The sequence below is a fragment of the Pseudaestuariivita rosea genome (assembly GCF_017592335.1).
GTDB classification, from domain to species: Bacteria; Pseudomonadota; Alphaproteobacteria; order Rhodobacterales; family Rhodobacteraceae; genus Parasulfitobacter; species Parasulfitobacter rosea.
Genome location: NZ_JACNMP010000014.1, coordinates 1 through 19,146 on the forward strand (window position 1 = coordinate 1; position 19,146 = coordinate 19,146).

Consider the following 19,146-nt stretch of genomic DNA (forward strand, 5'->3'; position numbering starts at 1 on the left):
GGGACCTTTTCTGATCCGGTTTCAATTTAAAATCGCCCTCTGCTCCTTGAGGATACGGTTCTCTCGCCGCAGCCGTTCATTCTTACGCGCAAAGTCGAGGTCCTTGTCAGACACAAAATCACTGTCACGATGCGCCGTCACCCACTTGTTCAGCGTCGACAGGCCAACGCCCAAATCAGATGCCACTTGCTTCCTGCTCAGCCCGCTCGTCCGCGCGATCGGAACCGCATCAGCACGGAACTCGTCCGTCCGCTTCTGTCCCATAATCCGTCTCCTTTGTTGCAATAAATGCTATCAAAGGAGCGGCATCAAAACAGGAAAGGTCCAACTTGCCAACGAATGATGCTGGCTTCCCATGCCTGTCAGCCAGAGCGGCCTGCGAAAGGCCAGCCGCCTAGCGCGCCTCGATCAATGCACCGAGGACGGCTTTGTTCGCATAGCAAACACTCCTTTTTTGATACAAAGCCATCAGTACTTCAATTACGTGCCCCCATGTCGCGTTGCACTTGCGGGGCGGGGGCTCTAGATATAAGCCACTAGCGGAAATCCAGCGGATGCCAGACAGAAGACAGGAGGTCGGGCCAATGTCAGTTGCCACCAATCCCAACACAGCCGGGGCCGACCGAGAGGTTGCGACCCAGGAACTGAACCGTGAACTGCAGGACAAGGGCTTTCTGGTGACCTCGACCGAGGATATCATCAACTGGGCGCGGACGGGGTCCTTGCACTGGATGACCTTCGGGCTGGCCTGTTGCGCGGTTGAGATGATGCATACCTCGATGCCGCGCTATGATCTGGAACGCTTTGGCACCGCCCCCCGCGCCAGCCCGCGTCAGTCGGACCTGATGATTGTGGCGGGTACGTTGACAAACAAGATGGCACCCGCGCTGCGCAAGGTCTACGACCAGATGCCCGAGCCGCGTTATGTGATCAGCATGGGGTCCTGCGCTAATGGGGGCGGGTATTATCACTATAGCTATTCAGTGGTGCGCGGCTGCGACCGGATCGTGCCGGTCGATGTCTATGTACCCGGCTGCCCGCCAACGGCCGAGGCGCTGCTTTACGGTATCCTGCAGCTGCAACGCAAAATCCGCCGCACGGGGACGATTGTGCGGTGAGGTACTTTTTTTCCGCGACAACAACAGCAGTTTGCCTATGTTTTACGGCAACCGTTTCATATGCAGATGATCGTCTAAGAGAATGTTTGGTTAATACAGTCCGCATTGTGAATCCAATTGTTGACATAGAAAACAATGTAGCTTCAGTTTCATTTGGCGTTGAAAATGGACTACGCTGGCCAATTCGAAATATCTACCACGATCTTATATTGTATAAAGAAGGTAGCGATACTGCGCTGCTTACTATGGAAATGACTTTCAGCGTAGATGATGAGCTACAACCTGATGAAACAAGACGTTTTACGGTTTTTAGATTTAGGCCTGAACAATATGGCGGAGGGCCTTTTGTGGCAGAGATCAAAGTAACTGATGTAACTGACAAAGATCGAAAATTCCTTGTCGGTGGAAGCGATGCTGCTTACGCAAACGCAGAACTAACTGATAAGCAATGTGGGGTTTGATCAGTGAACGAAGCTCTTGAAGAACTGGGCGCGCTGATCGCCGCGAAACGTCCGGACTGCGTGTTGGATTACGCCGTGGCGAATGGTGAGCTGACGGTGAATGTCGCGCCTGCGTCGTTGCATGGGTTGGTGGAGTTTCTGACGACGAACCCCTCCTGCCAGTTTTCGACGCTGGTCGATATCACCGCGGTCGATCATCCGTCGCGGCCCAAGCGGTTTGAGGTCGTTTACCACTTTTTGTCGATGTATCAGAACCACCGCATCCGGCTGAAGGTGGCGATCCGGGAAGAGGACATGGTCGCCTCGATCACCGATATTCACCCAAGTGCGAACTGGTTTGAACGCGAAGTCTTCGATATGTTCGGCATCCTGTTTTCCGGCCATCCCGACCTGCGCCGCATTCTGACCGACTATGGCTTCCGCGGGCACCCCCTGCGCAAGGATTTCCCGACGACGGGCTATACCGAGGTGCGCTATGACGAGGCGCAAAAGCGTGTAGTCTATGAACCCGTCAGCCTGGTGCAGGAATACCGTCAGTTCGATTTCATGTCGCCCTGGGAAGGGGCCGAGTATATCTTGCCGGGGGATGAGAAAAAGGAAGAGGCATGATGCCTCTGATCAGTCTGGTCATACTGCTTATTTTCTGGGTATTCGTGGCGGTTCCGGTTTCTGTTGTCGTAAGAAAGGCCGGGTTTTCGGCCTGGTGGAACCTGATGCATTTGCTGCCCTTATTGGGCAGTTTTATCTTGCTGTGGATTACGGCGATGCGGAAATGGCGTGTTGTGCGTACCGTCCAGCCCGATGTGTTTGACTGAAGGCAGCACATGCTGGTTTGGGGGGCGATTTTGATGGATACCCCCAGCCTTTTATACGGGATCGGCGCGACCAAGGCGGGCACAAGCTGGCTGCATGCCTATCTGCAAAAACACCCCGATTGCGCCGTGCCGCTGATGAAAGAGCTGCATTATTTCGATTTTCTGGAAACCGGCAATCATGACGGGGCGATGGCACGGCTGGCCGGGCTGCGGGGGACGTTATCGCGCGATCTGGAGCAGGCTGAAAAGGACCGCCGCGCGAAACTGCAGCGCAGATTGGATGAGATGGATCGTTGGACGGCTGTTGTGTCGCAAAGCTCGGACACGCGGGCACCTTATGTCGATTTCATGAGGGGCCTTGCTGACGCGCGTGTTGTGGCGGACGTGACGCCGGCCTACGCGACGCTGTCGCGCGATACCCTGGCCGAAATGGCGGCGCTGAACGGCGGCAACACGCGGTTTCTGTATATTCTGCGCGACCCGATTGACCGGTTGTGGTCGCACATCCGCATGGTTCTGAAACGCAAAGCGCCCGATGATCCCACGCAACTGGCTGATCGTATCCTGCGCAGGGCCGAGGCCGGTAAAGAACACCTGATGCTAGAGCGCAGTGATTATAGTGCGGCCTTGGCGAAACTGTCAGACGTCGTCCCGGACGACCGGCGCCTGGTTCTGTTTTTCGAGGAATTGTTCACGGATGCTACGATCCGGCGCATTTGCAGCTTTTTGGAAGTGGATTATATGCCAGCCATGTTGCAGCGTCATGTCCACAAAGGCATCGAACACCCATGGACGCCCGCGCAATTTCGTCGTATGGGCAAACTGGTTTCGCCGCAGTATGATGCTGTACAAGACTATATGGGGGGTCTGCCCGCGCGCTGGCAGACCCATGCGGCCAAGATGGAGACGACGATATAATGGACGGCTCAAAATTCGATGATGTCCTGACCGGCGAACAGAAAATCCGGAACTTTAACATCAACTTCGGGCCTCAGCACCCGGCGGCGCATGGGGTGTTGCGGCTGGTTCTGGAACTGGATGGCGAGATTGTCGAACGCTGCGATCCGCATATCGGGCTGTTGCATCGTGGCACCGAAAAGCTGATGGAAAGCCGCACCTATCTGCAGAACCTGCCGTATCTGGACCGGCTGGATTACGTGGCGCCGATGAACCAGGAACATGCCTGGTGTCTGGCGATTGAACGTCTGACGGGGGTTGAGGTGCCGCGGCGGGCGTCCCTGATCCGGGTGCTGTATTCCGAAATCGGCCGTATCCTGAGCCACCTTTTGAACGTGACGACCCAGGCGATGGACGTTGGCGCGCTGACCCCGCCGTTGTGGGGCTTTGAAGAGCGTGAAAAGCTGATGATCTTCTATGAACGGGCCTGTGGCGCGCGGTTGCACGCGGCGTATTTCCGGCCCGGCGGTGTGCATCAGGATCTGCCCGATGAGCTGCTGGACGATATCGAGGAATGGGCGATCGATTTCCCCGCGGTTCTGGATGATATCGACGGGCTGCTGACGGAAAACCGTATTTTCAAGCAGCGCAATGCTGACATCGGTGTCGTGACCGAGGATGATATCCAGAAATACGGGTTCAGCGGCGTGATGGTGCGCGGATCGGGTCTGGCCTGGGATCTGCGGCGTGCGCAGCCCTATGAATGCTATGACGAATTCGATTTCCAGATCCCGGTGGGCAAGAACGGTGATTGCTATGACCGGTATCTGTGCCGGATGGAAGAAATGCGCCAGTCGATCAGCATCATCCGCCAGGCGATTGTGAAACTGCGCGAGGCGACCGGCGATGTGCTGGCGCGCGGCAAGATCACTCCGCCCCCGCGGGCCGAGATGAAGACCAGCATGGAAGCGCTGATCCATCACTTCAAGCTATATACCGAAGGCTTCCATGTCCCGGCCGGTGAGGTCTATGCCGCGGTTGAGGCGCCCAAGGGCGAATTCGGTGTCTATCTGGTGGCCGACGGTACAAACCGCCCCTACCGCGCGAAACTGCGCGCGCCCGGATATCTGCATCTGCAGGCGATGGATTACATCTGCAAAGGCCATCAGCTGGCCGACGTGGCGGCGATTATCGGTACGATGGATGTCGTTTTCGGCGAGATTGATCGGTAATCCGCTTGCGTTTCCTTGTTCTGTGTCTTGTCGTTGTTGCGGGCGTTCCAGCCTTCGCTGGCGCCGCTGCTGACGCCCAGAAGCGGTTGAACAGTTTATCTGATGCAGAGGTCTATTCTACTGCGCTGCGCCCATTGACGCAGTCGGGTTGCGTTATCGATTATTCGGACCCCGAGCAGTATGATCGGATGGAAAACGCGGCCATGGTCGCAGTTTTCGATCTGGCTGACGTTCCCGCTCAGTATCGCTCGGTACTGTGGGATGATCTGTTCCTGAGGATCGATCATATCTTTGAAGAGAAGATGCTATCCGGCGAGTTGTTGCTGGATGAGGTTGCGATGACTCTCACAGTCCGCGATTGTGAGTGAACTTTTTTCGAGTGCTCGGGGGATGAGATGGATGCAATAATAATCAGTCCGTGGCTTTTGTTGGTGGGTGCCGTTGCGGGGCTGGCGGCGGCCTATGCGGCGAAGGGGCGTAACCGGTTGATCAAGGCTGCGGTGATCGGGGCGATTGTGGCCTTTGTCATGGGGCTGGCGCGGTCGTATTATCCGTAATCCAAAGGGGGCGCCTGGCGGCGCCGTTTCTTTTATCTCATGTCCTGGCGGACATTCGGGATTGCCTGCGGCGCGAGTATTTTTGCCAAGAAGAAGGTTGCGAGCGGAGTGTTGGGTTGTATTGATTGGTGAACCTGCCCTTTACGATTTCGGCCGCTTATTGTAAGGCAAACGCCAACCAAGGCCGCGTGTTCGTAAGCCATTGAAATGGTTTGCGCGAAAAGATGAAAAGGACGTCCCAGGGATGCTTCGCCGACTTCACCCCGAACAACCTGACACATTTGCGTTCACACCTGCCAACCAGGCCTGGGCTGAGGCTCAGATCGCGAAATATCCCGAAGGGCGTCAGGCCAGTGCGATTATTCCGCTGCTTTGGCGTGCGCAGGAGCAGGAAGGCTGGCTGTCGCGCCCCGCGATTGAGCATGTGGCGGGGATGCTGGACATGGCTTATATCCGCGCGCTTGAGGTGGCGTCATTTTACTTCATGTTTCAGCTGCAACCGGTTGGATCTGTTGCCCATATTCAGGTTTGCGGGACGACGTCCTGCATGATTTGCGGGGCCGAGGATCTGGTGGCGGTGTGTAAGGAAAAGATTGCGCCCGAGCCGCATCAGATCAGCGATGATGGCAAGTTCAGCTGGGAAGAGGTCGAATGCCTGGGGTCCTGTGCCAATGCGCCGATGGCCCAGATTGGTAAGGATTACTACGAAGATCTGACCACCGAACGCATGGCTGAGATCATTGATGAACTGGCTGCGGGCCAGGTGCCGACGCCCGGGCCCCAGAACGGACGCTATGCGGCGGAACCGGCGGGCGGTTTGACCAGCCTGAAAGACTATGAGGCGGGCAAGCCTGACCTGAATGCCTCGGCCACTTTGGCGCGTGATATTGGCGATACGGTCAAACGGATCGACGGGACCGAGGTGCCGCTGATCACGCCGTGGCGGAATAACAGCGATCAGCCAGCCAAGGCGGATGCGCCCCTGCGCGATGCCAAGGGTGCGGCGCGCAGTGGCAATGCGGTGGCTGCCAAACAGGCCAGTCCAGCTGAAAACAAGGCGGTTCCGGACACACCCGGCACCAAGCCCAGCACGATGGACAAGCCCCGCGACACGGGCGCCGATGATCTGAAGCTGATCAAGGGTGTTGGCCCCAAGTTAGAGAAACTGTTGCATTCTTTGGGATTTTATCACTTTGATCAGATTGCGGCCTGGACTGCGGATGAGGTAGCCTGGGTCGATCAGAACCTGGAAGGGTTCAAGGGACGTGTCAGTCGGGACGATTGGGTTCCGCAAGCAAAACTGTTGGCCGAAGGGGGGGACACCGAATTCTCTGCCCGCGCCAAGAAAGAAGGCAATTGAGCGGGGGCGTAGTGAAATAGGGACGGGGAGTCTGAAGATATGACGCAAAAAACGGGGGGAGCCGGCGACGCGCTGACGTGTTGGGTGATTGCCGGGATCGTTTCTTTCTTTGTACTGATATTGCTGATGTTTTTCGGCGGCTGGAGTTTTCTTCAGGCGGCATTTGGTGCGTCTTTAGTCTTTCTTGTGGGGGGCGGATTGCTGACCTGGGTGATGCTGCGGCCCTTGCCCCAGCCGGGTGAGATCAACCCGAACCGCGCGGGTGAGGCACCGACGGCCGGGTCTGCGGCGCCGGTCAGTGATGCGGCACCAACGCCACGACCCGAGGCGGCCAAACGGACCGTTCAGCATGCCGCCAATGCGACTGCGACGACGGAAGAGGTGGTTGAAGAGCCTGTCGCCGAGGAGGTTTCGCCAGCGCCTGAACCCATTGCGTCGCCCCCGGTTGACGAACCTGCCGCGATCGAGCAATCGCAGCCAGAGCCAGTTACCGAGGCGCCGAAAAAGCGCCCGGTGGCCGCCGATGGCAAGCCCGAATTACTGGACGAACCGCGTGATGGCAAGGCGGACGATCTGAAGCAGATCAAAGGGGTTGGCCCCAAGCTGGAAGCTTTGCTACATTCAAAAGGAATTTACCACTTCGATCAGATCGCCAGCTGGCGTAAGAAAGAGGTGGACTGGGTTGACGAAAACCTCGAAGGCTTTAAAGGCCGTGTGACCCGCGACGAATGGGTCAAACAGGCCAAACTGCTGGCCAAGGGCGAGCAGACGGAGTTTTCGAAGAAGGTCAAGAAAGGCGGCGTTTACTAGGCGCCGCAGCAAGGCGTGTCTGTCCGGACCCCGGTCAGGCACATGAATAGCACCGGTGGGAGGAACGGGGCGGCAAACGCAGCCACGCCCGTGGTTTGTTCTGAACTGGAGCACGAAGATGAAAGAACACTTTAAACCCCTTAGCACACAATCTCAGATGGCCGCGGTCGCCATTAGCATGACGGCCCCCGCAATGGCTTTTGGTGCGGCCAGCCTGTATTTCTGGCGGCTGGCGATGGCAGCTCCGGCGTTGACCCTGCGCGCGACATGGCCCGCGGTGTCAGATGCGGGCACAGTGGATGCACCGGCTGCTGATATCAAAGCGGCTCCGGCCAAACCGAAGGCGGCCCCCAAGGCCCCCGCCAAACCTGTCGCCAAGAAAGCCGTTGCCAAGAAAACCGCAGCGCCAAAAGTGGTGCAGCCTAAAAAGGCGGCTCCGAAAAAAGCGGCGGCCAAAAAGGCTGTGGTTGAGGCGGTAACGACGGCCCCTGTGAAGGTGGCTGCTGTTAAGGAAACCCCTGTAAAAGAGGTTGCTGCGAAAGAGGCGCCCGTCAAAAAGGCCACCGCGAAGAAGGCCGCCAAGCCTGCGGCGAAAAAGGCTGAAAAGCCCGCGACCACCAAGCCCCAGATCAAGGCTGTGGCGCCGGTCAAATCAGAACCGGCCCAAAAGGAAACGCCGGTCAAGGCCGCGCCTGCCGCGAAACCCGTCAAGACCGAAGTTTATGAGGCCAAGACCACTGGTGGTGCAAAGAAAGTTCAGGTCACGCTGGCCGCCATGCCCGAGCCCAAGGTGGATGACAGCAAACCTGCATTGCTGAAAGCGGCCCGGAATGGCAAGGCGGATGACCTAAAGCTGATCAAGGGCGTTGGCCCCAAGATGGAAAAGCAGCTGAATGATCTGGGTATTTATCACTTTGATCAGGTGGCAGGTCTGACGGACACGCAGTTGGATTGGGTCGATGATCAGCTAAATGGTCTGAAAGGTATGCCCAAGCGCAATAACTGGGTGTCTCAGGCCAAGGACCTGGCGAAGACCAAGTAAGGAAACGCGATGACGCGGGATGAAGAAAAGGCGATGGCCCGACAGGGCCGGACGGCGGGTCTGGTGATGGCCGGGGCAGGGGTGTTAAGCATCGCCGCGCCCTGGCTGGTCCGCACGCTTGGGCTTCAACCGCGCGTCGAATTTCTGTTCTATCTGATTTCGATGGCTGCGTTCATTTGGGCACTTTTCCTGACATGGCAAATCTGGCAGAAGAACCGGAAATCGAAAGGATGATATCGGATGCTGGAAGATAAGGATCGGATCTTTACCAACCTTTATGGGATGCACGACCGCACCTTGGCGGGCGCCAAGCAGCGTGGGCACTGGGATGGCACGGCCGATATCATCAAAAAGGGTCGCGACTGGATCATTGATCAGATGAAGGCCAGCGGTCTGCGCGGGCGGGGCGGTGGTGGTTTCCCGACAGGTTTGAAGTGGTCGTTCATGCCCAAGGAAAGCGACGGGCGTCCGGCCTATCTGGTTGTGAATGCAGACGAATCTGAACCCGGCACCTGCAAAGACCGTGAGATCATGCGCCACGATCCGCACACGCTGATCGAAGGCTGCCTGATCGCGTCTTTCGCAATGAATGCGAACGCCTGTTATATCTACATCCGCGGCGAATACATCCGCGAAAAAGAAGCGCTGCAGAACGCAATTGATGAGGCTTATGATGCGGGGCTGCTGGGCAAGAACGCCGCGAAGTCAGGCTGGGATTTTGATCTGTACCTGCACCATGGTGCAGGCGCCTATATCTGTGGCGAAGAAACTGCGCTGCTGGAAAGTCTTGAGGGCAAGAAAGGCATGCCGCGCATGCGCCCACCTTTTCCTGCTGCTGCTGGCCTTTATGGCTGTCCGACAACAGTGAATAATGTCGAATCGATTGCTGTTGTTCCGACAATCCTTCGTCGTGGTGCAGATTGGTTTTCCAGCTTTGGGCGCCCGAACAATGCTGGCACTAAGATTTTCATGATTTCAGGCCATGTAAATAATCCATGTGTCGTAGAAGAGGCAATGTCGATCAGCTTCCATGATCTGATCGAGAAACACTGTGGCGGCATTCGCGGCGGTTGGGATAATCTGAAAGCGGTGATCCCCGGTGGATCATCGGTGCCTTGTTTGCCAGCCTCGACCATGCGCGACGCGATTATGGATTATGACTGGCTGCGCGAACAGAAGTCGGGCCTTGGCACGGCGGCGGTGATCGTGATGGACCAGTCCACCGATATCATCAAGGCGATCTGGCGGTTGTCGAAGTTCTACAAACACGAAAGCTGCGGCCAGTGCACGCCGTGTCGCGAAGGCACCGGCTGGATGATGCGCGTGATGGACCGGCTTGTCAGAGGCGAGGCCGAGGTCGAAGAAATCGACATGCTGCTGGACGTCACCAAACAGGTCGAGGGCCACACGATCTGCGCCCTGGGTGATGCCGCAGCCTGGCCCATTCAGGGCCTGATCCGCCATTTCCGCGACGAAATCGAAGACCGGATCAAAAAGAACAGCCCACCGCCAAAGCGGTCGCCGATCGCGGCCGAGTGATGACGTCGGTCTTTTTCGGGGCTGCAGTTGGTCTTTGGGGGGCTGTGTATTCAACGATTGAAATGATTGCCCTAATCATTCTGTTCCGCCGCACCGGTCATGGTGCGCAATGGTGCTTGTGGGCGCTGATGCCGGTATCGGCGTTTTTTACAAGCGGGATTTTTAATGCGTTGATCGTGGGTGAACTGGTTATTGAACGTGAACAGACAATGTGGGTTGCTTTTGCTTCGCAAGTTGTCACCGGGGTTCTGGGATTATCCGGTTTTCTGGTTCTGACGTGGCGCATCTGGGCTGGCTACGGCGTTTTAAAGCCTGCGCGATAGGATGGATCTATGTTGATTGTTATTGGCACAGTGGTTGGAATTGTCCTGTCTATTGTTCCCTATTGGATACTGTGGAAACGCACCGGTCATAGCGGCGCCTGGAGCCTGTTTTTGCTGCTGCCGGTCACTGGTATCGTCAGCTATTGGATTCTGGCGTTCAAGGAATGGCCATCAGATGAAACGGACAAGGACGCCGCCGATGTATTTTAATATTCCGGCTGGCGCCATCTTTGTCAGCCTGCTGGTCTGGGCAATCATATTCGTCCCGCCGCATATACAGTACTGGAAACGGACAGGGCATAGCCCTTACCTGGGTCTGCTGGTGGTGATACCCGTTGTGGGTCTGATTTCGGTCTGGGTTCTGGCGCTGAAGGAATGGCCGAGTGAGCACGGGCGTGAAAAGTAAGATCGCAGTTTGTGGCCTGATCGCTCTGTGCGGTTGTAATCCTGTCAAAGTTACAGAATCTGAGCTGGAATTCGGTGGATCGACCCCTGATGGCGGTGCGGTTTTCAGCGCGGTAACGAATATCTTCGAGGTCAGCGGTGGCGATCTGGGGCCTGACGATCTTGAGACTGCGCAAGAAGCCGCTCGGGTGTATTGCCAGCGTCGGGGAAAGCAACCTATTTTTGGTGAAGATGATGATCTGACCGGATTGCCTTCGTACTGGGACGAGGGGCAAATTTGGTATATTCAGGGGAGATGCGAATGAAGCTGAGATATTTTGCTGTATTGCCGGTGATGTTCCTGATGGGCTGTGAAACGGATGTTCAGGTGAACCGTGTTTCAACCAGCGACCCAAGGGTGCAGACGCTGTTGGAATGGCCGGTCCCCGAATATTATGCCAACCTGCGTGTTGCCAGGCGGATCGCGGATCAGTGTCCGCGCTATAGTTTCGACCGCCGCCTTGATAGCAACATTGCGGAACAACGTTCGGGCACCGGACGTGGTCCTTTGGCTGCCGCAGGCCAGCGCGGCGCGATTGATCTGGAATTCGGCGTCAAGCGCCGATCGTTTGAGGCGATCCATCAGGTCGATCTGGACAGCAGCAATCTGTGTGCCGCAGGTGACGACGAACGCGCGCGGAATACGCCGTTAAGCGTTTTGCTGGTTCCAACGGGCTAAGGCATCGTCTTGAAAATCTGCAATTTGATAGATGAGAGATGAGGGCCGCGACCGACCCGAGGGTGGCGCAAACGCGCCGCCGTCGTGCTGTAAGCACGCCTTCGGCGTGACGGGGGCGGGTCGGCGCGGCCCGGTGGTGCCCACCGGGCATATTAGATCGATACGTTGTTGAGGATCTTTAGGACGATGCTCTAGCCTTGATCCTTCACCGCTGTTACGGTCGGCGGGACCGACAGTTGGCGAAAGGAACTGATCATGCATCTGGCAGAACTGAATGTGGGGCGCCTGGTGGCGGCCAGGGACGATCCGCGTGTTGCAGACTTTATGTCAAATCTGGACCGCATCAACGGATTGGGCAAACGGATGCCCGGTTTTGTCTGGATGATGGAGGGGTCTGGTGAACCCGACACAGGCAACACGGAAAACTGTATCGCTGGTAATCCTTTGTATGTGCCAAACCTGACTGTCTGGGAAAGCGTCGAAACCCTGGAAAATTTCGTCTGGAACACTGTGCACCGCCAGTTCTATGAACGCCGCCACGAATGGTTTGAGGTGTTGGGCGATATGCATTTCGTCATGTGGTGGGTGCCCGAGGGCCACAAACCCACTCTGGACGAGGCCCTGGAACGCCTGGAATACCTGAAAAACAACGGCGACAGCGACCATGCGTTCGGCTGGTCCTACCTGAAAGAAGCCCAGCTTTGGAAGGTCAAAAACTGTGCAGCGGCGGCGGAATAGCGTCGGTCGTGTTAGGGGCAAAAGCGAAACATATTTTTAGAAGTTTCTTTGCTGTCCTTGGGCTTATGACGCTGCCAGCTCATGCCGAAGACATCAACGCGCTTCTTGCGGCGCTGGATCAGACAAAGTTCTGGGATGCCGAAATTGCCCCTGATGAATTGCGCGAAAGGGTTATGTCGGATGGCGTCGTTGCCTTGTTCGGGTCTTCAAGGGGGGTATCTCTTGATGCAGAAGATCTTGCCGAAGGTGGCATCGCCCAGACTTTGAATGATATGACGCCTTTGCTAGCCTCTTTGGGGGTCAATCCGCCGAAAATAGAAACAATAGAGGAAGATGGTTATACATATCGCCTGCGTATCGGCAGCAAGACTTATGACGTCTATACACCTGAAAACCATCAGGATAGCTGGGCCCTTGCTTTTATTGCGACTGTTCAGATCGTGAATGATCTTTTGCCCGAGGGGCAGACATTTTACGCCTTCTATGGTGGGCATGATGGTTATGGAATAATCATGCCGCCAGAAACAAAACCTTTTTTCGATATTTTACCAAAAAGGGACCGCCCGTACATTCCTGTTAACGTGCCGCCCTGGTATGGACAGCCACATTGAATCTGGCAGATCTAACAGGTCAAAAACTGTGCAGCGGCGGCGGAATAGGGCCGCTGTTATTGCATAACGGTTGCCCTGAACACATCTCGGTGGTCAAAGACAGGCGCCCCGTGCGGCTGTTTTCAGATCAAGGAGATCGCATATGAAAAAGATATTTATAGGCCTGATTGCGGGTTTGATGTCATTTGCCATTGTCACCACTGCCGATGCCAAGGGCAGTTTGCGGGATAACACCCGAGTGAACAATGAATTGCTGGCCGCCGCGGTGGGGGATGAGATTCGCAAGAACTGTTCCAGCATTGCCGCGCGGTTCTGGTATGTTTTGAACCGGGCGCGTCAGCTTGAGCAATATGCGATGGCCCAGGGCTTTACCAAGCAGGAAATCGAGGATTATGTCGAATCCGATGTCGAACGGGACCGGATGAAAGCCCTGCGCGACCGCTATCTGGCTCAAAACGGTGTGACAAAGGGCGACGAGGCGTCCTATTGCCGTTTGGGTGAAAAAGAAATAGCTGATAATACGCTGATCGGGTCATTGCTGCGCAAGCGTTGATCCGGCATTGGATTAATGGCAGTTGTCCCTTTGGGGCAACCAAAAGGGCAAGGAAAAGATGAGCGACCTGCGCAAGATCATCATCGACGGAAACGAAGTTGAGGTGGACGGGGCGATGACCCTGATCCAGGCCTGTGAGGAAGCGGGGATCGAAATTCCGCGGTTCTGTTATCACGAACGTCTGTCGATTGCCGGAAACTGCCGGATGTGTCTGGTTGAGGTCGTGGGTGGTCCGCCCAAGCCTGCCGCCAGTTGCGCGATGCAGGTGCGTGATCTGCGCCCCGGCCCCGAAGGTCAGCCGCCCGTCGTCAAGACCAACAGCCCGATGGTCAAAAAGGCGCGCGAAGGCGTGATGGAGTTTTTGCTGATCAATCACCCGCTGGATTGCCCGATTTGCGATCAGGGCGGTGAATGCGACCTGCAGGATCAGGCGATGGCCTATGGCGTTGATTTCAGCCGCTTCCGGGAACCCAAGCGCGCGGTTGAGGATCTGGATCTGGGTCCTTTGGTCGAAACCCATATGACGCGCTGCATCAGTTGCACCCGCTGCGTGCGGTTCACGACCGAGGTTGCCGGGATCACTCAGATGGGCCAGACCGGTCGGGGCGAGGATGCCGAAATCACCAGCTATCTGGGCGAAACGCTCGATTCGAACCTGCAGGGCAATGTTATTGATCTGTGTCCCGTGGGTGCGCTGGTGTCGAAACCCTATGCCTTTACCGCGCGGCCGTGGGAGCTGACCAAGACCGAGTCGGTCGACGTGATGGATGCGCTCGGGTCGAACATCCGCGTTGATACCAAGGGGCGCGAGGTCATGCGTTTTCTACCGCGCAACCACGACGGCGTGAATGAAGAATGGATTTCCGACAAAACGCGCTTTGTCTGGGACGGTCTGCGGCGTCAGCGTTTGGATCGGCCCTATGTGCGGGTAGATGGCAAGCTGAAACCTGCGACCTGGCCCGAGGCGCTGGCGGCGGCGGCTGCGGCGATGAAGGGTAAGAAGGTTGCCGGGTTGGTCGGCGATCTGGCCCCGGTTGAGGCCGCGTTTGCCTTGAAACAGCTGGTTCAGGGGCTGGACGGGAATATCGAATGTCGCACGGACGGTGCGAAGCTGCCAGCTGGGAACCGGTCAGGCTATGTCGGCACCGCGACGATCGAAGACATCGATACTGCCGAGATGATCCAGTTGATCGGAACAAACCCGCGGGAAGAGGCCCCCGTGCTAAACGCCCGCATCCGCAAGGCTTGGAGCCATGGCGCAACCGTGGGTCTGATCGGCCCCGCCGTTGATCTGACTTATGATTATGTCCATGTCGGCACGGACCGTGCGGCGCTGGAAAAGATCGCATCTCAGGATATCGGTGCGACGAAAGACAAGGAAAGCGTTGTGATCGTCGGGCAGGGCGCCATTCAGGGCGCTGATGGCGCGGCCGTTCTGGCGCTGGCGATGCAACTGGCCGAGAATTCGAATTCGAAACTGATGGTGCTGCACACGGCGGCGTCCCGCGTGGGTGCTATGGACGTGGGTGCAGTGACCGAGGGCGGGATGGACGCGCTGGGCGACAGCGAGGTGATCTATAATCTGGGCACGGATGAGATCAACATCGCCCCCGGCCCATTTGTAATTTATCAGGGCAGCCACGGTGATCGGGGCGCGCATCGGGCTGATGTGATCCTGCCCGCCGCGGCCTATACCGAGGAACCGGGGTTATTCGTGAACACCGAAGGGCGGCCTCAGCTGGCCTTGCGCGCGGGTTTCCCACCGGGCGAGGCCAAGGAAAACTGGGCCATCCTGCGTGCCCTGTCGGCCGAACTGGACGCGACGCTGCCCTATGACAGTCTGGCACAGCTGCGCCAGGCGCTGGTGGCCGAGGTGCCGCATCTGGGTCAGATCGACGAGGTGCCCGAAAACGAATGGACGCCGCTGGCCAAAGGGACGCTTGAACAGGGCGATTTCGACTATGCGGTTGAGGATTTTTATCTGACAAACCCCATCGCACGTGCGTCGGAACTGATGGCCGAGCTGAGCGCGAATGCGCGGGCGCGCCGTGACACCCCGATTGCCGCAGAATGACCTGAGGTCCCGGATCAAGTCCGGGACCGTGACCACTTTTGAATTCAGTTTTCATTTCTTGACTTTAGGATCAAAGGTTTGACCCAAGTGCTTTTTCGTATCCTGCTGATTTGTGTTGCGATTGCAGCCCCGTTTCATCTGAGCGCCAAATCCACACATACCCGCGATGCTTGCACGGTTGAGACCCTGCGGCTTGATCCGTCGATTTTCACCGATGATCTGATGGCCGAGGCACGGCAACTGTCGGATCAGATGGAAAATCCGGTGGGTCGGCTTTGGAAAATAACGAATTCCGATGGGGGCACGTCCTATCTTTGGGGCACAATGCATGTGAATGATCCGGTCGCGCTGGATTTGCCCCCGGAACTGCGGCAGGCGTTGAAAACAGCGAATGTCGTCGCGACCGAGATTGACTATACCGTCCAAAGCCGCGCTGATTTAGAGCGCTTTTATCGTGGCGATGATTTCTGGACATATGGGAACGAAACCCTCTCCCTTTTGTATCGAATTGACCGTCAGGTGGTGCAGTGGATTGCCGAGCGTATGCAGTCCCTCGGTTATGGTCCATCAGGTGGGGCGCGGGCCATCAAACCCGTGGCCTTGGCCCAACTTCTGCTGGGTGATCCATGCAATGACTTTGCGCAGGGCGTTCGACCGATTCAGGATGACTGGATCGCGCTGTTGGGGCTGGATGCGGGGGCCAAGGTGATGGGGTTGGAATCCCCCGACACCCTGCGCAACAAGCTGAGCCATTATCGCAGCAGTGAACTGACCGAAGCGATGATCGAGGTTTATGGCGCTTATTTGAACCCTGATAATCTGAAAGCCAATCGTGAAGGCTTCTTTACCCTTTATGCCCAAGGCCGGATTGGCGACATGATGGCGTTGGATCTGATGTATCTGGAAAATCTGTTGGGGCAGGACAAGGGGCGTCGCGTTCATGGCCTGGTCGACGGGTATCTGATCGACGAACGCAACCTTAACTTCGTCCGCCGCGCGCGACCTTTGCTGGATCACGGCGGTGCGGTTATTGCTGTGGGGTGTTTTCATCTGCCCGGCGAAATGGGCCTGGTCGAGCTGTTCCGCGCAGCAGGCTATCAGGTTGAGCGTGTGCCGACCGAGGGCGAAATCTGATAAAGCGGTTTTGTGGAACGCCCCTGCGGTGCGTTGCCTTTGGCAAGAGTATTTGGGGAACAATGAAGTGAGGTCTGAGTGCTGTTTCGGACTATCGGGTGTGTATTTGGGAGCGCTGCATCACGCACTCTCTTGCACCTGCACCGGCGGCGCTCTAAATCAGGGTAAGGAATAAGGATAACGCCCCATGCCAATGAAAGCCCAGGATATCGAAGACCTTCTGCGCGAAAGTTTTCCTGACGCCCAGATCACGATCACGGATCTGGCGGGCGATGGAAATCATTATTCGGCTGAGGTGATCGATGAAAGTTTTCGCGGCAAGAACCGGGTACAACAGCAGCGTGCGGTCTATGCTGCCCTTAAGGGCAAGATGGACGGCAGTCAAGGCGAGTTGCATGCCCTGGCCCTGACGACGAAGGCGCCTTAGGGTGAGCACCTCTTTGACGGTCATTATCCTTATTATTGCGGGGCTTACCATTGCGATTGCCGTGGCCCGAATGCGTGATCTGAAAGGCACCGAGCGTGGCAGCCCGCCGGGTAAGGGGTATCACGTGATCGATGCAGATTATTCATCCGGTGCAGGTGGCGGCGGGCATCAGACACAGTACAAGGTCCCGAAGGACCCGCAGGAATACGCAAAACTCTTCGTACCGAAGGAGACGAAAAAGTGACAGACGCAAACGCGCAAATTCAGGAAACCATCAGCTCAAACGACGTGGTGCTTTACATGAAAGGCACTAAGGAAATGCCGCAGTGCGGATTTTCATCCCGTGTGGCCAGTGTGCTGAATTACATGGGGGTCGAGTTCAAGGATGTGAATGTTCTGGCGGATGAAACCGTTCGTCAGGGGATCAAGGATTTTTCTGATTGGCCAACCATCCCGCAGCTATATGTCAAAGGCGAATTTGTCGGTGGGTGTGACATTATCACCGAAATGACCCTTTCGGGTGAGCTGGACACGCTGTTTGATGAAAACGGTGTCGGCTATGACAAAGAGGCCGCAGATCGCATTCGTGAAAGCAACGCCTGATCTGTTATGGGCTGGCGTCATATGGGCGCCAGCCGGTTTTTCCTATCGGGACAAAATCAGACGGCCGTTTGAAATTTCGATCCGGGCGAAGCGTTCCAGATAGATCATGCCCAGCAAACTGCCGTCCATTTCACCGGCATTGACCGAGGCGCGGACGTTCTGGTCGCGGTAGTCGCCCAGTTCGACCTGATCAATCTGGATCATCGCTGTTTCGACAACACCATTAGCGGTGCGCGCACGTCCGAAGTACGACAGGCTGTCGGGGTCGATCCCGATGCGGGCGGCGTCGCGTTGGGTCAGCACCATATCGGTCGCACCCGTATCAACGACGAAATCCACCGGTACATCGTTCAGGCGCAGGGTCAGGTAGTAGTGGCCGTCCTGGGATCTTGGCACCTCAATCCGGCCGTCCTGGGCCACGGATTGGCGCGGGTTCACGTCACCGCTGATATCCTGCCACAGGCCCGCCACTGCGATGGCGCCCACAAAGATCAGGCCCCAGACCGCCGCCTGTTGGGCCGTTTTCCCCAGGCTTTGGCGGTTCTGCATCAGAAAATAGCCGCCAATGACAAGGCCGAGGATTGTCAGGTATATCAGTTGCGAAAAATCTCCGCCGGGCATGATCGATCCTTATATTTGGTGTTCATATATAGGGGCTAAAGTCCAAATCCAAAATCGCTAAGGCCGTCCAGAACAAACTGCACGGAAAGGGCGGCCAGCAACATGCCCAAAAGGCGCGTGACGACATTGACGCCGGTCTTGCCCAAGGCCCGTTCGATCAGGCTGGAGGCCATGAAGAAGACAAAGACAACGGCGATGACCGCCAGCATGACGCCCGTTACGGCGGCAAACCCGACCCAGTCCTGATCTCCGGTCAGCAGAATAATCGTGGCAATTGATCCGGGGCCTGCAATCAGCGGGATGGCGATGGGAAAGACCGATGGGTCGGGGCGTTCTTCGGCCTGATCTTCGCGGCGGCTTTGGCGGCGTTCAAACAGCATATCGAGCGCCGTCAGAAACAACAGAATGCCGCCTGCGATGCGGAAAGCGGGCATGGAAATGCCGATAAAGCCCAGGACGGCTTCGCCAAAGAAGCCAAAAAGCAGCAGAATGCCGATTGAGATGACGCAGGCCCGTGCGGCGATGGCACGGCGTTCGGCGACTGTCATGCCTTGCGTCAGGGCCACGAAAATCGGGGCCAGACCGATGGGGTCGATGATGACGAAAAGCGTGACGAATGCGGTGATGAAGGCCTCAAATCCCATTACTGCAACCGCTTTTCAGGGTTGGTGACGCCGGGATTTGAGTATTTTTGGAACAATAAAGTACCGTTTTTGAATCATGATTTTTGATAGGGAGTTTATGTCCTAGATGCAGATAATGCTACCCGTATTGTGCCGAGCATGCAGGTCAATTCACCGACAGAGGTCAATCTTTACATGGCATCGTTTCAGGTGCCACGGCGGAAAAAGCGCATTAGTAGACCTTGCTTCCACATGGCAAGGCCGCTGAGCACAAGAGCAGGAGTAATGACATAAAGGGTCAGCACGGTAAAGGCGGCGTTAGCAGACCAAGGCGAATAGAGGTACGTGCCAATAACCAGTCCGCCGACGATGTGAAACCAACGTAAGGAAGTGCGCAGTGATGTAGCTGTCATGTGTTTGACCTTTCGATTTATATCTGTCAGTCATATAACTGTGCAGTGCTAACTTTGCAATGCTCAGTTTGA

General features: G+C 56.5%; 29 protein-coding genes and 1 pseudogene. 26 read left to right on the forward strand and 4 right to left on the reverse strand.

Annotation, left to right across the window (positions count from 1 at the left end; genetic code table 11):
• Positions 1-27 precede the first annotated feature (27 nt).
• Positions 28-264 (reverse strand): annotated as a pseudogene (locus tag H7848_RS10885) (transposase); the annotation flags it as partial.
• Positions 265-584: 320 nt separating this feature from the next.
• Between H7848_RS10885 and H7848_RS10890 the strand changes: the two are divergent.
• The 26 genes from H7848_RS10890 to grxD all read left to right on the forward strand — a co-directional run bounded on the left by H7848_RS10890 (position 585) and on the right by grxD (position 17,417).
• A complete protein-coding gene (locus H7848_RS10890; RefSeq protein ID WP_208351210.1) occupies positions 585-1,118 on the forward strand; it encodes a NuoB/complex I 20 kDa subunit family protein in 534 nt (177 codons plus the stop codon).
• 86 nt (positions 1,119-1,204) lie between these two features.
• The gene (locus H7848_RS10895; protein WP_208351213.1) at positions 1,205-1,579 is read left to right on the forward strand and encodes a hypothetical protein; all 375 of its coding nucleotides are present in this window, start codon (positions 1,205-1,207) and stop codon (positions 1,577-1,579) included.
• Between the two features lie 3 nt (positions 1,580-1,582).
• Entirely contained in the window at positions 1,583-2,188 is a 606-nt protein-coding gene (locus H7848_RS10900; RefSeq protein ID WP_208351215.1) for an NADH-quinone oxidoreductase subunit C, read from the forward strand.
• Positions 2,188-2,394 (forward strand): hypothetical protein, encoded by a 207-nt coding sequence (locus tag H7848_RS10905; RefSeq protein ID WP_208351216.1) that lies wholly within the window; start codon positions 2,188-2,190, stop codon positions 2,392-2,394. Before H7848_RS10900 ends, H7848_RS10905 begins: the two co-directional genes overlap by 1 nt.
• 33 nt (positions 2,395-2,427) lie before the next feature.
• A complete protein-coding gene (locus tag H7848_RS10910; RefSeq protein WP_208351218.1) occupies positions 2,428-3,312 on the forward strand; it encodes a sulfotransferase in 885 nt (294 codons plus the stop codon).
• Positions 3,312-4,523 carry an NADH-quinone oxidoreductase subunit D gene (locus H7848_RS10915; RefSeq protein WP_208351220.1) on the forward strand — a complete coding sequence of 404 codons (1,212 nt, stop codon included), beginning with the start codon at positions 3,312-3,314 and terminating at the stop codon, positions 4,521-4,523. The genes H7848_RS10910 and H7848_RS10915 overlap by 1 nt, the downstream gene beginning before the upstream one ends.
• A 5-nt stretch (positions 4,524-4,528) precedes the next feature.
• A complete protein-coding gene (locus H7848_RS10920) occupies positions 4,529-4,891 on the forward strand; it encodes a hypothetical protein (protein WP_208351222.1) in 363 nt (120 codons plus the stop codon).
• 27 nt (positions 4,892-4,918) lie between these two features.
• Positions 4,919-5,080: a hypothetical protein gene (locus tag H7848_RS10925; protein ID WP_208351224.1), complete on the forward strand. Its 162-nt coding sequence runs from the start codon at positions 4,919-4,921 to the stop codon at positions 5,078-5,080.
• 244 nt (positions 5,081-5,324) lie between these two features.
• On the forward strand, positions 5,325-6,440 hold the full coding sequence (gene nuoE / locus H7848_RS10930; RefSeq protein ID WP_208351226.1) for an NADH-quinone oxidoreductase subunit NuoE: 1,116 nt from the start codon (positions 5,325-5,327) through the stop codon (positions 6,438-6,440).
• 39 nt (positions 6,441-6,479) lie between these two features.
• Entirely contained in the window at positions 6,480-7,250 is a 771-nt protein-coding gene (locus tag H7848_RS20255) for a hypothetical protein (RefSeq protein WP_208351227.1), read from the forward strand.
• A 118-nt stretch (positions 7,251-7,368) separates the two neighbouring features.
• Positions 7,369-8,292 (forward strand): hypothetical protein, encoded by a 924-nt coding sequence (locus H7848_RS19860; RefSeq protein WP_237072703.1) that lies wholly within the window; start codon positions 7,369-7,371, stop codon positions 8,290-8,292.
• A gap of 9 nt (positions 8,293-8,301) precedes the next feature.
• Positions 8,302-8,526, forward strand: coding sequence for a DUF5337 domain-containing protein (locus H7848_RS10950; protein ID WP_208351234.1), 225 nt, complete (start codon positions 8,302-8,304; stop codon positions 8,524-8,526).
• 6 nt (positions 8,527-8,532) lie between these two features.
• Positions 8,533-9,831, forward strand: a complete 1,299-nt coding sequence (nuoF, locus tag H7848_RS10955) for an NADH-quinone oxidoreductase subunit NuoF (RefSeq protein ID WP_208351237.1) — start codon at positions 8,533-8,535, stop codon at positions 9,829-9,831.
• Positions 9,831-10,154 carry a hypothetical protein gene (locus tag H7848_RS10960; protein WP_208351240.1) on the forward strand — a complete coding sequence of 108 codons (324 nt, stop codon included), beginning with the start codon at positions 9,831-9,833 and terminating at the stop codon, positions 10,152-10,154. The genes nuoF and H7848_RS10960 overlap by 1 nt, the downstream gene beginning before the upstream one ends.
• Before the next feature lie 9 nt (positions 10,155-10,163).
• Entirely contained in the window at positions 10,164-10,364 is a 201-nt protein-coding gene (locus H7848_RS10965; protein ID WP_208351243.1) for a hypothetical protein, read from the forward strand.
• Complete coding sequence (locus tag H7848_RS10970; protein ID WP_208351245.1) at positions 10,354-10,560, forward strand: hypothetical protein; 207 nt, start codon at positions 10,354-10,356, stop codon at positions 10,558-10,560. The genes H7848_RS10965 and H7848_RS10970 overlap by 11 nt, the downstream gene beginning before the upstream one ends.
• The gene (locus H7848_RS10975; protein WP_208351247.1) at positions 10,550-10,864 is read left to right on the forward strand and encodes a hypothetical protein; all 315 of its coding nucleotides are present in this window, start codon (positions 10,550-10,552) and stop codon (positions 10,862-10,864) included. Before H7848_RS10970 ends, H7848_RS10975 begins: the two co-directional genes overlap by 11 nt.
• Complete coding sequence (locus H7848_RS10980) at positions 10,861-11,277, forward strand: hypothetical protein (protein WP_208351249.1); 417 nt, start codon at positions 10,861-10,863, stop codon at positions 11,275-11,277. Before H7848_RS10975 ends, H7848_RS10980 begins: the two co-directional genes overlap by 4 nt.
• Before the next feature lie 255 nt (positions 11,278-11,532).
• Positions 11,533-12,015, forward strand: a complete 483-nt coding sequence (locus H7848_RS10985) for a DUF3291 domain-containing protein (RefSeq protein ID WP_208351252.1) — start codon at positions 11,533-11,535, stop codon at positions 12,013-12,015.
• The gene (locus H7848_RS10990; RefSeq protein WP_208351255.1) at positions 11,979-12,626 is read left to right on the forward strand and encodes a hypothetical protein; all 648 of its coding nucleotides are present in this window, start codon (positions 11,979-11,981) and stop codon (positions 12,624-12,626) included. The genes H7848_RS10985 and H7848_RS10990 overlap by 37 nt, the downstream gene beginning before the upstream one ends.
• A 142-nt stretch (positions 12,627-12,768) precedes the next feature.
• Entirely contained in the window at positions 12,769-13,179 is a 411-nt protein-coding gene (locus H7848_RS10995; protein ID WP_208351258.1) for a DUF5333 domain-containing protein, read from the forward strand.
• A 58-nt stretch (positions 13,180-13,237) separates the two neighbouring features.
• Complete coding sequence (nuoG, locus tag H7848_RS11000; RefSeq protein ID WP_208351261.1) at positions 13,238-15,253, forward strand: NADH-quinone oxidoreductase subunit NuoG; 2,016 nt, start codon at positions 13,238-13,240, stop codon at positions 15,251-15,253.
• Between the two features lie 87 nt (positions 15,254-15,340).
• Entirely contained in the window at positions 15,341-16,387 is a 1,047-nt protein-coding gene (locus tag H7848_RS11005) for a TraB/GumN family protein (RefSeq protein WP_336512089.1), read from the forward strand.
• A gap of 187 nt (positions 16,388-16,574) precedes the next feature.
• Positions 16,575-16,814 (forward strand): BolA/IbaG family iron-sulfur metabolism protein, encoded by a 240-nt coding sequence (locus H7848_RS11010; protein ID WP_208351265.1) that lies wholly within the window; start codon positions 16,575-16,577, stop codon positions 16,812-16,814.
• A gap of 1 nt (position 16,815) precedes the next feature.
• The gene (locus H7848_RS11015) at positions 16,816-17,058 is read left to right on the forward strand and encodes a hypothetical protein (protein ID WP_208351518.1); all 243 of its coding nucleotides are present in this window, start codon (positions 16,816-16,818) and stop codon (positions 17,056-17,058) included.
• A complete protein-coding gene (grxD, locus tag H7848_RS11020; protein ID WP_208351272.1) occupies positions 17,055-17,417 on the forward strand; it encodes a Grx4 family monothiol glutaredoxin in 363 nt (120 codons plus the stop codon). Before H7848_RS11015 ends, grxD begins: the two co-directional genes overlap by 4 nt.
• Before the next feature lie 42 nt (positions 17,418-17,459).
• Here grxD and H7848_RS11025 read toward each other — a convergent pair whose 3' ends face one another.
• The 3 genes from H7848_RS11025 to H7848_RS11035 all read right to left on the reverse strand — a co-directional run bounded on the left by H7848_RS11025 (position 17,460) and on the right by H7848_RS11035 (position 19,074).
• Positions 17,460-18,038 (reverse strand): retropepsin-like aspartic protease family protein, encoded by a 579-nt coding sequence (locus tag H7848_RS11025; protein ID WP_208351281.1) that lies wholly within the window; start codon positions 18,036-18,038, stop codon positions 17,460-17,462.
• Between the two features lie 35 nt (positions 18,039-18,073).
• Positions 18,074-18,682, reverse strand: coding sequence for a MarC family protein (locus H7848_RS11030; protein WP_208351284.1), 609 nt, complete (start codon positions 18,680-18,682; stop codon positions 18,074-18,076).
• A 185-nt stretch (positions 18,683-18,867) separates the two neighbouring features.
• Positions 18,868-19,074, reverse strand: coding sequence for a hypothetical protein (locus tag H7848_RS11035; RefSeq protein WP_208351287.1), 207 nt, complete (start codon positions 19,072-19,074; stop codon positions 18,868-18,870).
• Between the last annotated feature and the right edge of the window lie 72 nt (positions 19,075-19,146).

Excerpts from the sequence above, each read along its gene's own strand:
- nuoE (WP_208351226.1), top strand. The coding sequence starts at position 5,325 with ATGCTTCGCCGACTTCACCCCGAACAACCTGACACATTTGCGTTCACA.
- H7848_RS11030 (WP_208351284.1), bottom strand. The coding sequence starts at position 18,682 with ATGGGATTTGAGGCCTTCATCACCGCATTCGTCACGCTTTTCGTCATC.
- H7848_RS10980 (WP_208351249.1), top strand. The coding sequence starts at position 10,861 with ATGAAGCTGAGATATTTTGCTGTATTGCCGGTGATGTTCCTGATGGGC.
- H7848_RS10925 (WP_208351224.1), top strand. The coding sequence starts at position 4,919 with ATGGATGCAATAATAATCAGTCCGTGGCTTTTGTTGGTGGGTGCCGTT.
- H7848_RS10905 (WP_208351216.1), top strand. The coding sequence starts at position 2,188 with ATGCCTCTGATCAGTCTGGTCATACTGCTTATTTTCTGGGTATTCGTG.
- nuoF (WP_208351237.1), top strand. The coding sequence starts at position 8,533 with ATGCTGGAAGATAAGGATCGGATCTTTACCAACCTTTATGGGATGCAC.
- H7848_RS10970 (WP_208351245.1), top strand. The coding sequence starts at position 10,354 with ATGTATTTTAATATTCCGGCTGGCGCCATCTTTGTCAGCCTGCTGGTC.
- nuoG (WP_208351261.1), top strand. The coding sequence starts at position 13,238 with ATGAGCGACCTGCGCAAGATCATCATCGACGGAAACGAAGTTGAGGTG.
- H7848_RS10910 (WP_208351218.1), top strand. The coding sequence starts at position 2,428 with ATGGATACCCCCAGCCTTTTATACGGGATCGGCGCGACCAAGGCGGGC.
- H7848_RS11010 (WP_208351265.1), top strand. The coding sequence starts at position 16,575 with ATGCCAATGAAAGCCCAGGATATCGAAGACCTTCTGCGCGAAAGTTTT.
- H7848_RS11035 (WP_208351287.1), bottom strand. The coding sequence starts at position 19,074 with ATGACAGCTACATCACTGCGCACTTCCTTACGTTGGTTTCACATCGTC.
- H7848_RS10915 (WP_208351220.1), top strand. The coding sequence starts at position 3,312 with ATGGACGGCTCAAAATTCGATGATGTCCTGACCGGCGAACAGAAAATC.
- H7848_RS10960 (WP_208351240.1), top strand. The coding sequence starts at position 9,831 with ATGACGTCGGTCTTTTTCGGGGCTGCAGTTGGTCTTTGGGGGGCTGTG.
- H7848_RS10950 (WP_208351234.1), top strand. The coding sequence starts at position 8,302 with ATGACGCGGGATGAAGAAAAGGCGATGGCCCGACAGGGCCGGACGGCG.
- H7848_RS10890 (WP_208351210.1), top strand. The coding sequence starts at position 585 with ATGTCAGTTGCCACCAATCCCAACACAGCCGGGGCCGACCGAGAGGTT.
- H7848_RS19860 (WP_237072703.1), top strand. The coding sequence starts at position 7,369 with ATGAAAGAACACTTTAAACCCCTTAGCACACAATCTCAGATGGCCGCG.
- H7848_RS10995 (WP_208351258.1), top strand. The coding sequence starts at position 12,769 with ATGAAAAAGATATTTATAGGCCTGATTGCGGGTTTGATGTCATTTGCC.
- H7848_RS11025 (WP_208351281.1), bottom strand. The coding sequence starts at position 18,038 with ATGCCCGGCGGAGATTTTTCGCAACTGATATACCTGACAATCCTCGGC.
- H7848_RS10965 (WP_208351243.1), top strand. The coding sequence starts at position 10,164 with ATGTTGATTGTTATTGGCACAGTGGTTGGAATTGTCCTGTCTATTGTT.
- H7848_RS20255 (WP_208351227.1), top strand. The coding sequence starts at position 6,480 with ATGACGCAAAAAACGGGGGGAGCCGGCGACGCGCTGACGTGTTGGGTG.
- H7848_RS10985 (WP_208351252.1), top strand. The coding sequence starts at position 11,533 with ATGCATCTGGCAGAACTGAATGTGGGGCGCCTGGTGGCGGCCAGGGAC.